The 14,411-nt window shown below is 62.7% G+C and carries 17 protein-coding genes; 3 read left to right on the top strand and 14 right to left on the bottom strand.

Annotation, left to right across the window (positions count from 1 at the left end; genetic code table 11):
- Window positions 1-164: 164 nt before the first annotated feature.
- Complete coding sequence (gene recO, locus BMY67_RS14505; RefSeq protein WP_092772803.1) at window positions 165-881, top strand: DNA repair protein RecO; 717 nt, start codon at window positions 165-167, stop codon at window positions 879-881.
- Window positions 882-1,068: 187 nt separating this feature from the next.
- On the opposite strand, the gene BMY67_RS14500 is transcribed toward recO, so the two are convergent.
- The 7 genes from BMY67_RS14500 to BMY67_RS14470 form a co-directional block, all read right to left on the bottom strand.
- Complete coding sequence (locus tag BMY67_RS14500; RefSeq protein ID WP_245745057.1) at window positions 1,069-2,046, bottom strand: FKBP-type peptidyl-prolyl cis-trans isomerase; 978 nt, start codon at window positions 2,044-2,046, stop codon at window positions 1,069-1,071.
- A 130-nt stretch (window positions 2,047-2,176) separates the two neighbouring features.
- Complete coding sequence (locus BMY67_RS14495) at window positions 2,177-2,671, bottom strand: FKBP-type peptidyl-prolyl cis-trans isomerase (protein ID WP_092772801.1); 495 nt, start codon at window positions 2,669-2,671, stop codon at window positions 2,177-2,179.
- An 11-nt stretch (window positions 2,672-2,682) separates the two neighbouring features.
- Complete coding sequence (locus BMY67_RS14490) at window positions 2,683-3,228, bottom strand: FKBP-type peptidyl-prolyl cis-trans isomerase (protein WP_177189839.1); 546 nt, start codon at window positions 3,226-3,228, stop codon at window positions 2,683-2,685.
- Window positions 3,229-3,275: 47 nt separating this feature from the next.
- Window positions 3,276-3,782, bottom strand: a complete 507-nt coding sequence (locus tag BMY67_RS14485; RefSeq protein WP_092772797.1) for an FKBP-type peptidyl-prolyl cis-trans isomerase — start codon at window positions 3,780-3,782, stop codon at window positions 3,276-3,278.
- A 27-nt stretch (window positions 3,783-3,809) separates the two neighbouring features.
- Window positions 3,810-4,328, bottom strand: a complete 519-nt coding sequence (locus tag BMY67_RS14480) for an FKBP-type peptidyl-prolyl cis-trans isomerase (protein ID WP_177189838.1) — start codon at window positions 4,326-4,328, stop codon at window positions 3,810-3,812.
- A 109-nt stretch (window positions 4,329-4,437) separates the two neighbouring features.
- Entirely contained in the window at window positions 4,438-5,496 is a 1,059-nt protein-coding gene (locus tag BMY67_RS14475; protein ID WP_092772795.1) for an FKBP-type peptidyl-prolyl cis-trans isomerase, read from the bottom strand.
- A 53-nt stretch (window positions 5,497-5,549) separates the two neighbouring features.
- Window positions 5,550-6,593 carry a DHH family phosphoesterase gene (locus BMY67_RS14470; protein WP_092772793.1) on the bottom strand — a complete coding sequence of 348 codons (1,044 nt, stop codon included), beginning with the start codon at window positions 6,591-6,593 and terminating at the stop codon, window positions 5,550-5,552.
- A gap of 337 nt (window positions 6,594-6,930) precedes the next feature.
- Here BMY67_RS14470 and BMY67_RS14465 point away from each other — a divergent pair, with 337 nt between their 5' ends.
- Window positions 6,931-7,335 (top strand): nucleoside-diphosphate kinase, encoded by a 405-nt coding sequence (locus BMY67_RS14465; protein WP_019947375.1) that lies wholly within the window; start codon window positions 6,931-6,933, stop codon window positions 7,333-7,335.
- A 182-nt stretch (window positions 7,336-7,517) separates the two neighbouring features.
- Here the strand turns inward: BMY67_RS14465 and BMY67_RS14460 are convergent, their stop codons facing one another.
- The 5 genes from BMY67_RS14460 to BMY67_RS14440 all read right to left on the bottom strand — a co-directional run bounded on the left by BMY67_RS14460 (window position 7,518) and on the right by BMY67_RS14440 (window position 12,662).
- Window positions 7,518-7,946, bottom strand: coding sequence for a DUF3592 domain-containing protein (locus tag BMY67_RS14460; protein WP_092772791.1), 429 nt, complete (start codon window positions 7,944-7,946; stop codon window positions 7,518-7,520).
- A complete protein-coding gene (locus BMY67_RS14455; RefSeq protein WP_092772789.1) occupies window positions 7,936-8,391 on the bottom strand; it encodes a DUF3592 domain-containing protein in 456 nt (151 codons plus the stop codon). The genes BMY67_RS14460 and BMY67_RS14455 overlap by 11 nt, the downstream gene beginning before the upstream one ends.
- Before the next feature lie 12 nt (window positions 8,392-8,403).
- Complete coding sequence (locus BMY67_RS14450; protein ID WP_092772786.1) at window positions 8,404-9,693, bottom strand: nucleoside permease; 1,290 nt, start codon at window positions 9,691-9,693, stop codon at window positions 8,404-8,406.
- A 298-nt stretch (window positions 9,694-9,991) separates the two neighbouring features.
- Window positions 9,992-11,062 (bottom strand): response regulator, encoded by a 1,071-nt coding sequence (locus BMY67_RS14445; protein WP_092772784.1) that lies wholly within the window; start codon window positions 11,060-11,062, stop codon window positions 9,992-9,994.
- Entirely contained in the window at window positions 11,040-12,662 is a 1,623-nt protein-coding gene (locus BMY67_RS14440; protein ID WP_092772782.1) for a sensor histidine kinase, read from the bottom strand. Before BMY67_RS14440 ends, BMY67_RS14445 begins: the two co-directional genes overlap by 23 nt.
- 235 nt (window positions 12,663-12,897) lie before the next feature.
- Here BMY67_RS14440 and BMY67_RS19370 point away from each other — a divergent pair, with 235 nt between their 5' ends.
- Complete coding sequence (locus BMY67_RS19370) at window positions 12,898-13,209, top strand: hypothetical protein (RefSeq protein ID WP_092772780.1); 312 nt, start codon at window positions 12,898-12,900, stop codon at window positions 13,207-13,209.
- A 101-nt stretch (window positions 13,210-13,310) separates the two neighbouring features.
- Here BMY67_RS19370 and BMY67_RS14430 read toward each other — a convergent pair whose 3' ends face one another.
- Both BMY67_RS14430 and BMY67_RS19500 read right to left on the bottom strand, forming a co-directional pair.
- Window positions 13,311-13,709: a group III truncated hemoglobin gene (locus BMY67_RS14430; protein ID WP_092772778.1), complete on the bottom strand. Its 399-nt coding sequence runs from the start codon at window positions 13,707-13,709 to the stop codon at window positions 13,311-13,313.
- Complete coding sequence (locus BMY67_RS19500) at window positions 13,699-14,358, bottom strand: hypothetical protein (protein ID WP_218144622.1); 660 nt, start codon at window positions 14,356-14,358, stop codon at window positions 13,699-13,701. The genes BMY67_RS14430 and BMY67_RS19500 overlap by 11 nt, the downstream gene beginning before the upstream one ends.
- Between the last annotated feature and the right edge of the window lie 53 nt (window positions 14,359-14,411).

The raw sequence follows: 14,411 nt of genomic DNA, 5'->3' as shown, positions 1-14,411 counted from the left end.
AGCTAGAAGAACGTCATTCAGAGCGCAGCGAAGAATCTCGCGTGCTGATGTCGGGTTACTTGTTACAACATCAGCACGCGAGATTCTTCGCTGCGCTCTGAATGACGTTCTTCTAACTCCTGGCTCCTAACTCCTAATTTCTATCTCCTAGCTTCTCCAAAGAAATGCTCATCAAAACCCGGGGTATCGTGCTGAGCCACATTCGCTACCGCGAAACCAGCATTATTGCCCGCATTTATACTGAGCGGCTGGGCCTGCAGAGCTACCTGGTGAACGGGGTGCGCAAGGCCAAGCCACCCGGCCGCATTGCCCTGTTTCAGCCCCTCACGCTGCTGGAGCTGGTAGCTTACACCTCGCGCAACGGTGGCCTCACGCGCCTCTCCGAGTTCCGCTGCGCCGAGCCCTTCCGCACGCTGCCCTACGATGTGCGCAAGAGCAGCATCGCGCTGCTGCTGTCGGAAATTGTGAGCCGGGTGCTGCTGGAAGAGGAGGAGAACGAGCCCATGTTCACGTTTCTGCACGATTCGGTGCTGGCCTTCGACCGGCAGGAAACGGGCTTCGAGAACTTTGCGCTGGTGTTCCTGCTGCAACTGAGCCACTACCTGGGCTTCGGGCCCGAAACGGGCGAGGAGGTTACCACCCAGGTGGCCTTCGCCACCGATGCCGCCGCCGGTACCAACCGCGGCCCCACCGCCCTGCGCCGCGAGTTCGACCAGTACCTCGACGAGCTGATTAAAACGCCGGCCTCCGTCTCCATTCCCAACGGCCGCGTCCGGCGCGAGCTGCTGGGCGTGCTCATCCGCTACTACCAGCTCCACGTTGAGCGCCTCGGCGACATCCGCTCCCTGGCCGTGCTGTCGGAAGTGCTGGCGGAGTTGTAGGGAGAGAAGAGAAGTGAGTACAGAGAGGTGAGAAGTGAGCCGATTGTCATTCTGAGCATGTGGCGAATTGAGCCAGGGTGCGCAGCCGCAGTCGAAGAATCTCGCGTGCAGTGGTAACCCTGGCATCAGGAATTACTTTGGCATGCGAGATTCTTCGCTCTGCTCAGAATGACAAACGGCTCACCTCTCACTTCACATCCACCAGCTCCACGTCGAAGAGCAATACGCTGTTGGCGGGGATGGACTCGCCGGGGCTGCGGGGGCCGTAGGCCAGGGCCGAGGGGATGAGCAGCGTGGCTTTGGCGCCCTTGGAAAGCTGGGCCAGGCCCTCGTCCCAGCCCGGAATCACGCGGCCGGCGCCCAGCGGAAACTCGATGGGCTTGTTGCCGTGGTTGGCCGAGGCATCAAACTCCTGGCCGCTCAGCAGCTGGCCCCGGTAGAGCACCGAAACCGTCTGGCCGGGCTGGGCCAGCGGGCCGCTGCCGGGGCGGGTAACCACGTAGTACACGCCCCGGGGTGTTTTTTGGGGCTGCAGCTGGTGCTCCTTGGCGTAGGCCAGAATCAGGGCCTCGTCGCGGCGGGCCTGCTCGGCGGCTTTAGCACTGGCCGTTGCCTGCTGGCTGGCTTCCTCCTGGCGCATCTGCGCCTCCACTTCGGCCGGGGTCTGCACGCTCACGGCCTTGGCAAATACCAGCATGGTAGGGCCGGCGCGGCGGATAAAGCCGGGCACGGGCTGCTGAAACGACTTGCGAAACACCGTATCGAGGTTGAGCCGGAACACGCCCGAGTCGCCGGGCTGCAGCAGGGCCAGCGCCTGCTCGACGCTGCCGCCCTGGCTAGGCCGGATGGTGTCGAGCGGGACGCGCACGGGCTGGTTCTCGTTTTGGCGGCGCGAGTGCATGAGCACCGAGTCCTTGGCCGTGCGGAACTGCAGGTGCAGGCTCAGGATGCGGCCCACCCGGCTGGCATAGGTGGGGTCGCCGGTGGCGGGCAGGGCGGGCCGCAGCACGTAACGGCCCTTTTCGAGCCGGTAAATGCGGTACTCCAGCCCCGATTTCAACTTATTGAACGGCACGGGCTTGCCCTGAAACGAAACCAGCCCCACCGTGGCCAGCAGCCCGGCACTCACCAACCCCAGCACGCGCATCCGAACAGAATAAGCCATACTCAAAATCAACTGCAGAAAAAAAAGCGCGCCGCAAAAGCACTGCTACAAAGAAAGGAAGAAAAAAGACGGTCATTCTGCCAAAGCCGAATGACCGTCGTACCGTTACTCACTTCTCACTTCTCACTTCTCACTTCACCTTCAACACTTCCAGCTCGAAAATAAGGTCGGCGTTGGGTGGGATGAGGTAGCGGCGGCCGGTATCATCGTCGGGGTCGGGGCGGCCTTTGGCGCCGTAGGCCAGCCGGGCCGGTATCCAGATGCGGGCCCGGCTGCCGGCGGGCAGTAGCAGCAGCGCCTCGTCGAAGCCCTTGATAACCTCGCGCTGGCCCACCCGCACCTTCAGCGGCCCGCCCTGCTGCACCGACGTATCGAAAATAGCGCCGTCGGCGGCCAGAAAACCGGTGTAGTGAACCGTAACGCGGCTGCCGGGTGTGGGCAACGGGCCGGCGCCCGGCAGCCGCAGGGCGTAGCGCAGGCCCGAGGCCGTAGTGGTAGCCCGCGCCAGCAGGCTGTCGGCGGGGGCCGGCGGGGCGGCGCTGGCCGAGAGGGTACGCTGGGCGTGGCCTGCCAGGGGCACGCCGCCCAGCAGCAACAAAGTAGCCCAGCGTATCACCTGCCACATTGCGCTGTCAGTTATTCTACGCTCAGGATTTCTTCATCAAACAGCACCGGTGTGCTGGCGGGTACGGCACCTGCCCCACTAAAGTCGTATGCCAAGTACGATGGAATCAGCATCTGCTTTCTATCACCCTGCCGCATTTCAGTAATGGCCTGTTGAACTCCGGTAGGAGCTTGCTGACTTGCCTGGCCTACGTAGAAAGTATAACAGCCGCAGTCGGTGCGGTTGGCGCTGGAAGCTTCGAATACCTGCGACTCTTTGCGCTTATTGATAAACTTGCCAACGTAGTTGACGGTCACTTTCTGGCCGGCCTTAATCAGCGGGTTGGCGGCTGGGCCATCGGTGACGGGCACCAGGTAGATACCCGAATCGAGCCGCCGGTAGGTCTTGATGGCGTGGCGGGTCAGGTAGGCCTGAATGGTATCATCGTCGGCTTTTTTCTGGGCCTCGATGAGCTTGGGGTCGATGGTGTAGGGGTTCGTTGGTTGCTTGCAGCCACCTACAAGCGCGCCACCCACCAGCAGCGTAAGCAGCGACAGAAGTAAGGTCAGTTTTTTCATCATCATACAGCAAAAGAGTAACCGCCGCCCATAGGGGGCCGGTCAGCTTACTTGATATTAATTACCTCCACATCGAAACGCAGCACCGCGTGGGCCGGTATGCTGCCCGTGGCAGTGCCCCCGTAAGCCAGCTCCGACGGAATAAGAAGCGTGGCCTGGCTGCCCTTGTTGAGGTTGCGGAAACCAATAGCCCAGCCCTTGATAACATCCAGCTGCGGATCCAACACGTCGCGCAATACAAACGGGAATCCGATGGTGGTTTCCTTGGTCTGGTCGAACACTTTGCCATCGAGCGTAGTACCCGTATACTTAACAACGAGCGTCTGACCTATTTTGGCCAGCGGTCCGGTGCCGGGCTTCGTGATACCCACATAAACCACCGAATCGCGCACGAAACCCGTCAGGTTATTGGCCTTGATGTAATCGGTAATCAGGGTTTCGTCGCGGGCGATGTAGTTGGTGGCAGGTTCAGCATCAGTCCCTTTTTTGCAGGCTCCGAAGGCGAAAAGCAGCATCACCAGAAAAGCAGGAAGCAGGGAAAGCCGGAGTTTCATATACTGGAATTTACGTGTGAAAAGAAATTATTGAGCCCCCAGCAGTTCCACATCGAAGCGCAGCACTGCGTGGGCCGAAATGGGCCCGTTGGCGCGGGCGCCGTAGGCCAAATCCGATGGAATGAGCAGGATGGCCTTGCTGCCGGGGCGCAGGCCAATGAAGCCCTCATCCCAGCCCTGAATAACCTGACCCTGGCCCACTGTAAAGGTAATCGGTTGGTTGTTGCGGCTGGCCGTCGAGTCAAAAATCCGGCCGTCGAGGGTGAGGCCGGTGTAAAGGGCCGTCAGCAGCTGGCCGGCGCGGGCCGGGTCGCCGGTGCCGGGCTGGGTTACGGCCACATACAGGCCCGAAGGCTGCCGCACGAAGCCCGTCAGGCTATTGGCCTTGATGTAGTCGGTGATGAGCTTTTCGTCGCGGGCGGGGTAGTCGGTGTTGTCCGGGGCGGGCTCGTTCGACTGGCAGGCCGCCAACAGCAGCAACAGGGGCAGCAGCAAAGCCAGCCGCTGGCCGGCGCTGCGCAGCCGGGAATGAAAGGAAAAAGACATGGGTAAAAGAGGAAATGAGGGTTCGGGCCGTAACGGCAGGATACAAAAACCCCCGGCCGGGTTGCAACACAGGGCCGGGGGCGTAAGGTAAACGAGCGGCTGCCCGCTATTATTTGCCCTGCTGCTGCTGCTGCATGGCTTCAATCTGGCGGCGGAGCTCCGCCTCATCCATCTGCGGACCAGCGGCCGGCTGCGCGGGGGCATTCTTGATGTCGACCAGCTCTACGTCGAAGCGCAGGATGGCATCGGCCGGGATGTCGGCGCCGGCGCCGCGCTGCCCGTAGGCCAGCGACGAGGGTACCAGCAGCACGCCTTTCGAGCCTTTCGGGAACTGGGCAATGCCCGCGTCCCATCCCGGAATCACCTGGCCCTGGCCGATAGCAAAGTCGAAGGGCTTGTTGCCCATTTTCTCCGACGAGTCGAACACTTTACCGTTTTCGAGCAACGAGCCCTTGTAGAGTACCGACACTACCTGACCCGCTTTGGGCTTGGGGCCCGAGCCGGCCGTCGTGATGGCGTAGTACACGCCCGACGGGTCTTTCTGAACGGTGAGGTTGTTCTTTTTGGCGTAGGCCTGCAGCGCTACGTCGTCCTTTTTAAGCTGCTCCTCGGCGTGCGCGGCCATTTTAGCCTGCTGCTCCACCTGCATTTTCTGCACGTCGGCCATGGCTTCGGCCTGGGCCTGCACCTTGTCCACCTTCACGTACATGGTCATGGTTTTGCCGGCCTTGCTCATGAACGGCGGCACGGGCTGGCGGAACGACTTGGCAAAAATAGTGTCCACGTTGAAGCGGAACACGGCCGAGTCGCCGGGCTCCAGCATACTGATGGCTTCCTCGAGGCCACCGCGCTGGGCTTTGCGTACGGAATCGAGCGGCACGCGCACCGGGAAGCCCATCTGCTGCTTGCGCGAGTTGAACAGGATGGAGTCTTTGGCCGTGCGGTACTCCACGTGCAGGGCAATTATTTTGCCGATGCGGTCCTTGTAGGTTGCGTCGCCGTCTTTGCTTACGTCCTTGGCTTCGTACTTGCCGGCGCCGGTGCTCTTGAAAACCTTGTACTCAATCCCCGAAGGCGTCTTGCTGAAATCTCCGCTTTTGTTGCAGGAAGCCAGGCCCAGGATGCCGGCCGCCAGGGCCAGGCTCAGAAAGTTGCGTTGAAAAAACATGAAGGGGTTTGAGAGGAGTGAGGGTGCAAAAACAGCGGCGAAGTTACGGCGAATTACGCCACCGGGGCCGGGCTGGCCAGTGGCGCCCCCAGCAGCTGCACCTGGTAGTCGGGCAGCAGCTCCAGGAAACGGTCGAGCGTAGCGGGCAGCGGCTCGTGGCTGATGCCACCGGCGGCGTTGTGGTGGCCGCCGCCGCTGAAGTGGCGGCGCGAAAACTCGCTGGCCGAGAAGTCGCCCACCGAGCGGAAGGAGATTTTCACGGCCTGGGTGCGGTCGATGAAGATGGCGGCAAACACGATGCCTTCGATGCTGAGCGCGAAGTTGACCAGCCCTTCGGTGTCGCCGGTTTTGGAGTGGTACTGGCGCAGCTCGGCGGCGGTAATGGCAATGTAGGCCGTGTTGTACTCGCGCAGCACGGTTAGCTTATCCTTCAGCACGAAGCCCAGAAAGCGCAGCCGCTCCTCCGAGTGCGAGTCGTAGATGCGGCGGTGTACCTCCGAGGTGTTGATGCCGGCGCTGAGCAGCTCGGCAATAATGAGGTGCACGTTGCGCGAGGTGCTGGGGTGGCGGAACGACCCCGTATCGGTCATGATGCCCGCGTACAGGCACTCACCGATGCCAGCGTCAATCAGGTCCTGGTCGCCCAGGTCGCGAATGACCTCAAACACCAACTCGGATGCGGCCGCCGCTTTAGGATTGGAGAAATCCAGCTGGGCAAAGTCCTCGGGCTCCTGGTGGTGGTCGATGAGCACCTTGGTGCCCTGGGCGGCCCGCACGTACTCGCCCAGCTCGTTGATGCGGCTCAGGCAGGAGAAATCAAGGCAGAACAGCACCTCGGCTTCGGCAATCAGCTGGCGCACCCGGGCATCGTTGCGGCGCGGGTCGTAGACCACTACCTCGTCGTTGCCGGGCATCCAGGCCAGAAAATCGGGATAATCGGAAGGAGTCACGACGGTCACCTGATGGCCTTTCTTGCGCAGGTAGCCAGCCAGGCCCAGCGACGAGCCCAGCGCATCGGCATCGGGTTTGTGGTGGGTGGTAATGAATACCTGCCGGGGTTGAGCCAGCAGTTCCTTTAACTCAGCAATTTGCGACATTTCCTACGGGGCAGGTAACTGAAAGTGGGCCAGTTAGGCCAAATACAAAGGCGGCAAAATTCGGAAATATTCCGCTCTCCAACAAACCGCCTTCCGGAAAGGTGCGCAAAGGTAGGGGATATCAGTTGCCAGTGTCCGGTTGCCAGGGGTGCCAGGGGTGCTAGGGTTCCCAGGGCTGAAGCCCTGGGCTAATCAGAGCTTCAGCTATCCGCTCCATAGCCCAGGGCTTCAGCCCTGGCAATCCCGGGTGGGTACCAGCAACAGCCAACTCACTATTTCCTGCTACTTTTGCGGCCGCAAATACGCACCATCGTTTTCAACTAAAATACCTCGCCCTATGGCTACCAACCGCACCTTCACCATGATTAAGCCTGATGCCGTGCAGGACAACCACATCGGTGGTATCCTCGGCATGATTGAGGCCGCCGGTTTCCGCATCGTGGAGCTCCAGAAAGTGCAGCTGACCCCCGAGCGGGCCGGCCAGTTCTACGAAGTGCACAAGGAGCGCCCCTTCTACCAGGACCTCGTGAAGTACATGTCGTCGGGCCCCATCGTGGCCGCCATCCTCGAAAAGGACAACGCCGTGGCCGATTTCCGCACCCTGATTGGCGCCACCAACCCGGCCAACGCCGAGGAGGGCACCATCCGGAAGAAGTACGCCAAGAGCATCGAAGCCAATGCCGTGCATGGCTCCGACTCCGACGAAAACGCCCAGATTGAAGGCGAGTTCTACTTCGGTTAATCACGGATTCGCGCTGATTTCTGCACTGATTGCGCTGATTTTTCAGTGCTCATAGCGGAGGCGGCAGCAGAATCGTTTTTCGTAAAAAGCCCCGTTTGGCATATTGCCAAACGGGGCTTTTGTATTGCATGCTAAGTGGAAACCGCCGTTGGCGCTTTGCTTCATTTGCGGGGCGGCGGCCATTACTGCCGGCTGCTTCTGTCGAATACCGCCACTACCCACAGCGTGAGCGTGCCCATCAGGGCCAGTACCGCGGAAAGCAGCAGGGCGCCCCAGCGGCTGAAAAAGTCGGGCAGTTCTACCTGGTTCGGCTTGTTGGGGTTAAACCTTAATCGGACCTGCTTGCCAATTTCGTAGTCCGGCACGGCACTACCGCCCGGCCCCAGCACTTCTATTACCTGGCCCCCGGGCGCGGTAAAGGCCAGCACCGGATGCTTAACCAGTGTGCTATAGCCATTTTCGGAATCAGACGATTCCATCCGGTGGCCAACTACGGAAGCTGTAACTACCTCGACCTGATACCAAAACAGAGCTTTCTGGCCCAGCACGTAGGCTGCCGCCGCCAGCAGGCCCAGGCCAATAACCGCGAATACCAGGGAGTTAGCGCGCATTGTATCCCCGTTGAGCCTGCTTCTTATGTTCTCGCGGGTCCTGGCGGAGCGCGGCCCGTAGCAGCCAGCCGCCCAGCAGGGCAAAAAGGCCGGTGCCCAGTGTGCCGAGCCATTGGCTGGAAAAGTCGGGCAACTCTACTGTTTGCGGGCTGGCAGGGTCGTAGCGCAGCCGGACCTGCTCGCCCACCTGATAAGCGGGCGGATTCGTTCCGGTGGGGCTTTTGACGACGACGATTTCGCCCCGGACGGTAGTGAAGCGTACTACCGGAAACAGGGCCGGCTTGCTGTTGCGCCGGTTCTGGCCGCCTTCCGCTTCGTAGCGTACGACCGTCGCCACGGCCGCCTCCGAGCCGCCCCACAGCTGGATTTTCTTCCCCACAACAAGCATGAAGGGGAGCAATAGGCCCAGGCCCGCCGCAATCAGTGCAAACTGGAAAGGGCGCATAGAGCCGCTGGGTTACGCCTGCTCGATGCTGAGCAGGGGTTCTACTTCATCCACGTTGTCGGCTACCAGGTTGGGGTTGTGCTTGTGCTTGAAGAGGAAGATGAACAGCACGGCAATCACCAGCGCGTAGGCCGCGAAAGTCAGCCAGATGTTGTGCCAGTCCTTCACGCCGTTGGCGTCGGTGAAGTAACGCTCAATCACCACGCCGCTGACCGAACTGCCCAGCACCGCGCCGAAGCCGTTGGTCATCATCATGAACAGGCCCTGGGCGCTGGCCCGGATGGAGGGCGTAGTCTGGGTTTCGACGAACAGCGAGCCGGAGATGTTGAAGAAGTCGAAGGCCATGCCGTACACGATGCAGGAGAGGATAATCATCCAGAGGCCCGAGCCGGGGTCGCCGTAGGCGAAGAGGCCGAAGCGCAAAACCCAGGCAATCATGCTGAAAAACATGACCTGCTTGATGCCGAAGCGCCGCAGAAAAAACGGAATGGCCAGAATGAACAGCGTTTCCGAAATCTGGGAAATCGACATGATAATGGCCGGGTACTTTACGGCCAGCGTGTCTTTATAGGCCGGGTTCTGGTCGAAATCGTGCAGGAAGGTGTCGCCGTAGGCGTTGGTGAGCTGCAAGGCGGCGCCCAGCAGCAGCGCGAACAGGAAGAACACCAGCATCTTGGAGTCGCGCAGCAGGGCAAACGACTTGAGGCCCAGCGCATCGACCACCGAGCGGCCGGGCGTGTCTTTGGCCAGCGGCGGGCACTTGGGCAGCGTGAACGAGTAGAAGCCCAGCAGGAAGGCCGCGCCGGCCGCCACGTAGAACTGGCTGGCCGACTTCTCGAAGCCCAGCAAACTCACCGTCCACATGGCCACGATGAAGCCAATGGTGCCCCAGACGCGGATGGGGGGGTAGTCCTTCACCACATCGAGCCCCTCGCGCTTGAGCACCGAGTACGACACGGCAATGGAGAGGGCCAGCGTGGGCATGTAGAACACCATGTTCAGCAGAATCACCCAGAAAAAGGTGCTCGGGTCGGTTACCAGCGGAATCGTGCACAGCACCACGCCGCCCAGCAGGTGCAGCACGCCGTAGAGTTTTTCGGCGTTGATGTACTTATCGGCCACGATGCCCATGAGCGAGGGCATGAAGATGGAGGCAATGCCCATCGTGGAGAAAATGGCCCCGAACTCCGAGCCCGACCACTGCTTGGTCTGGAACCAGTAGGCCCCGATGGTAATCAGCCACGAGCCCCAGATAAAAAACTGAAGGAAACTCAGAATAATGAGACGCAGCTTGGTACTCATGCGGTGGGGGCAGTTTGAAAAGTGGGAGGGGGCGCCGAAGACGTTAAAAAAAGCCGGTCGGCTGCCTGAGCCGGGTGGGTCCGGCTCAGGGCTTCAAATATAAGTAAAGTTGAGAGCGGTTGGCCGGTAATGTCAGCAGGAGCCGAAAAGAACGTCATTCAGAAAAGAACGTCATTCAGAGCGAAGCGAAGAATCTCGCTCGGAGTCGTTCTAACGGTTGTCGTTCAACAGTAGCACGCAAGATTCTTCGCTTCGCTCTGAATGACGTTCTTTCCCTAATCCCTAATCCCTAACCAGCCTACCAGTTGGCGCGGCGCAGCTTCTCGGGCTGGAGCACGCGAATGTCACGGTTGGTGAGTTCGAGGGTGCCATCCTGGCGCAGCTCGCTCAGGATGCGGCTCAGCGACTCGGGGGCGGTGCCGATGAGGGCGGCCATGTCTTCGCGGGAGAGCTGGATAAGCGGGTCGGCTTGGGGGTGGGCGGCGGCTTGCTGCTCGTGCAGGCGCAGCAGGGTGTCGGCCACGCGCTTGCGCAGCGAATTGTAGGCCATGTCGAGCAGCAGCTCTTCCTGCTCGCGCACCCGGCCGGCCAGCAGCCGCACAAACTGCCGGCCCACTTCGGGGTTGCGGGTGAGCAGCTGGGCAAAATCGGCGGCCGGAATGTAGCGCAGCACGGTGTCGTCGAGGGTTACGGCCGCGTCGTGGTGGGCGGTTTGTTCGAGCAGGGGCTGGTAGCCGAAGAAGTCGCCCGGGCCGTAGAGGCCGGTGATGAGCTCCTTGCCGGCGGCGGTGGTTTTGGTGGTTTTCACCCGGCCCGCCTCCACGAAATACAGCCGGTTGGCCTCGTCGCCCTCGGCGTAAATAATCTGCTTGCGGGGCAGCTCGTGGGTGCGGCGGTCGGCGGCCAGGCTTTCGAGCGTATCGAGGTGGCCCACGGCCTGGGCGTCGTGCAGAAAGGCATCGAGGCCCGCAGGTGTGGCCTCGTACTCGGGGCGCAGCTGCCGGAAGCGGGCCAGCCGGCCGGCCACGGCGTTCAGCAGCTCGTTGCTGTCGAAGGGCTTGGTCAGGTAGTCGTCGGCACCCAGCTCCATGCCGCGGCGCAGGTCCTGGCGCTCGGTTTTGGCGGTGAGGAAGATGAACGGGATGCCGCGCAGCTCCTCGTTCTGGTTGAAGATGTGCAGCACCCCGTAGCCGTCGAGCACGGGCATCATAATGTCGCAGATAACCAGGTCGGGGCGGGTGGCCAGGGCCTGCTCCACGCCCAGCTTGCCGTTGGCCGCCGTGAGCACCTCGTAGCCGGCCAGCTCCAGCAGCTCGGCCGTGTTTTCCCGGATAAAATCGTGGTCCTCAATCAGCAGAATGACTTTCATAGGGAATGGTTAGCGTGACGGTGGTGCCCTGGTCCAGTGCGCTTCGCAGGTCGATGGTGCCGCCCATCAGCTCGGCGTAGCGGCCCACAATATACAGGCCCAGGCCGGTGCCGGGCAGGTTGCTGACGTTGCGGGCCCGGAAAAACCGCTCGAACAAATGCTGCTGGTCTTCTTCGGAAATGCCCACGCCTTCGTCCTCGATGCGCAGCGTGAGCCAGCCGCCGGCGCAGGCCGCGTGCAGGCGCACCAGGGCCCCGTCGTGCGAGTATTTGAGGGCGTTGGAAAGCAGGTTGACCAGAATTTTGCGCAGCAGCGAGGCGTCGAGCCAGATGTCGTGGGAGCAGGCGCTCAGGTCGGCGGCGATGCGCTGGCCGGGCTTGTGCAGGCCCTGCACATCGAGGATGGTTTCCTGTACCAGCGTGGGCAGGTGCAGGCGGGCGGCGTGGGCGGCCACCTTGCCCTCCTCAATGCGGCCCACCGACAGGAACTCCTCCAGAATATCGTTGAGGTGGTTGACCGACTGGCGGATGCGTTCGAGGTGGCGCAGGCGCTTGGGCTGCTGCTCGCCGGCCGGGTACTGCTCGATGAGCGAGGCCGACGTAAGCACGGCCGTGAGGGGGGTGCGGAACTCGTGCGAGGCCATGCTCACGAAGCGCGACTTGAGCTCGCCCAGCTCCTGCTCGGCCTGCAAGGCTCTGGCCAGCTCGTCTTTGCGCTGCTCCAGCTGCTCCAGGGTGCTCAGCAGGGCGTGGGTGCGGTCGGCTACTTTCTGCTCCAGGTCGGCGTTGAGCAGCTCGACGCGCCGGCGCTCGGCCACCAGCGCCTCCCGGGCCTGCTGCTTCTCGGTTATGTCGATGACGTAGGACACCACGTACAGCTCGTCGTCCTGGTAGAAGTAGCTCAAACTCACTTCCACCGGAAAAACCGAGTTGTCGGCCCGCTGGGCCTCCAGGTCGCCGCGGTGCGAGTTGAGGGCGTGCACCTGGGGGTCGGCGTTGAACGACTCGCGCAGCTGCTGGTGGTTGCGGCCGGGCGCCGGCGGCACCAGCGCATCAATATTAACACCCGGCAGGCCCTCGGGCGGGTAGCCGAACTGCTGGTGGGCCATGTGGTTGGCCGACACGATGATGCCCGCCCGGTCGCAGACGATAATGCCGATGGTGGCGTGCGACACCACGGCCTCGAAACGGCCGTGGCTGTGGGCCAGGGCCTGCTCGGCGCGTTGCAGGCGCAGGCCCTGGGGCATCATGGGGCAGCCGCCGGTGGGGAGGGGTTGCAGCCGCAGCAGCAGCGGCGCGGTGGGGTCGGCGGGGGCCAGGGGCAGCAGCGTGAGGCGGGCCGCAAAGCTGGGGGCGCCGGCCCGCCCGAGCTGCACGGTGGCCTCGGCGGTACCCTTGCCGCGGGCTTCGGCCAGCAACGTGGGCCACTCGGGCGGCAGGGGCGAGGCGGGCAGCGCCAGTAGTTCGGCTTCGGAGCTGTAGCCCAGCAGCTGCACGCCCGCCTGGTTTACGCGCAGCAGCCGGCCACTGACCGGGTCGGCCAGCCCCGCGAAGTCGGGGGTTTGGGTGAGCAGCAGGTCGGCCAGGGCGTGAGAGAACATGGCGGCGGGGCAGGTAGGGCGGGTAAGGCAGAGTAGCCGCCCGCCCCGGCAGCTGAGCAGCCAGCCGGCCCGGCGGGGCGGACACCTTATAAAGAGGTGCAGGGCGAAGTTCGGCAAAAATAAGCGGCGGCGGCGGGCTTTCTGAGGAAGGTCAAGCGCAGGGCTGACCAACCTCATGGAGTGGGAGGGGGGCGGGCCGGTACTTTTACAACTCCTACGCTACCCGTTCTGACTTATGCCGGTCGTTGCTTCTCCTACTACGCTGTCGCCCGAGGCCACCGTGCTGCTGGTGCTGCTGCCCCCGGCAGTGGCGGGCCAGGCGCCGGCCCTGAGCCTGGGGGCGTTGCGGGCGCTGCAAGCCCGCCTGGGGCCAAACGTACGGGTGCTGCGGGTAGATGAGGCCAGCCACCCCACGGTGGTGCACAGCTTCAGCGGCCAGCCCGCCGCGCTGCCCGCCTGCGTGCTCGTACGCCAGGGCGTGGAGCTCTGGCGCCAGCCCGGCCTGCCCCAGGCCGACGCCATCGAGGCCCGGCTACGCATCGGGTAAATTCAGTGGCCCGTTTTGCGCGGGTGGGCAGCGCCCCGTTGATAGTTCGTTCTATCAACGGGGCGCTGCCCACCCACTTAAAACGGGCCACCGGTAACGGCTTAGCGGGTAGAAAGCGGGGTGTTCACGATTCGCATGCGGCTCTCGAACACGTGGGCGATGCTGCCGGCGCGGAGCCGGGCCTCGTTGGCCACCGGGCCGGCAAACAATGAGTCGACGGTGCGGCAGAACAGGTGCAGCCACTGCTGGAAATGGCCGCTGCCGATGGGTAGCGGAATGTGCTTGGCAAAGGGCTGGCCCTGGTAGCGGTTGGTGTGCAGCAGCAGGCCACTCCAGAAATCGTACATGCGCGGCAGGTGGGCCGCCCAGTTCACCTGGGCCACCTCATTGAAAACGGGCCCCAGCAGCGGGTCGGCATTCACGCGGTCGTAAAAACTATCAACCAGCACCTTGATGTCGGCTTCGGTCTGGATATCGGGCAGCGTGTTGTTAGAGGGCATGAGCGGGAAGAGAGAAGTTGAAAGTTTGGTAGGCGCTACCCCACCCCCGGCCCACGCCGCTTGATGCGCGGAATCCTCCGGGGGAGGGGTGCGTTCTGTCGTGAGCCGTTAGTTGAGGGCTATTAGCTAACAGATATAGAAGAACGCACCCCTCCCCCGGAGGATTCCGCGCATCAAGCGGCGTGGGCTGGGGGTGGGGTAGCGCCGGCCGGCTTAGCAACGCGAAAGCGCGGTTGGCGGTGCCCAGCAGCAGGAGCAGCTTGAACACCTCGGCGCCGATATAAACGTAGTGCAGATTGCTGGCGGGCGGGGTGCGGCCGGCCAGCAGCGCCAGGGCCCGCACATCCAGGGCTGGCAGCAACCAGAGCGTCTGGGCGGCCAGTACGGCGGCCAGCAGCCCCAGCGGCAGCACCAGATTCTGCGGCACCTTCAGGCGGAAGGCGGCCACCAGGGCCAGCACTGCCAGCCCGATTTCGACCTTGTTGAGGGCCTGGAACACCAGCCGGCCGATGCCCAGCCCCAGCGGGATGGTGATGCCCGGGGCGGTGAACTTCAAGGGCGCTTCCAGAAACGAAATGCCCGCCACCAGCCCCGCCCAGAACAACAGCGCGGCCACCAGCAGAAACGACCAGGAATGACGAGAGAACATGGGGGAAGGGGTACGGATGGGTGGGTTGAACGGCGTAGCGACGCGACCCATCG

Source organism: Hymenobacter actinosclerus (assembly GCF_900111515.1).
In the GTDB taxonomy this organism is placed as follows: domain Bacteria; phylum Bacteroidota; class Bacteroidia; order Cytophagales; family Hymenobacteraceae; genus Hymenobacter; species Hymenobacter actinosclerus.
Note: the sequence above shows the minus strand (reverse complement) of the source record. Positions and strands in the feature narration are given on the sequence as shown.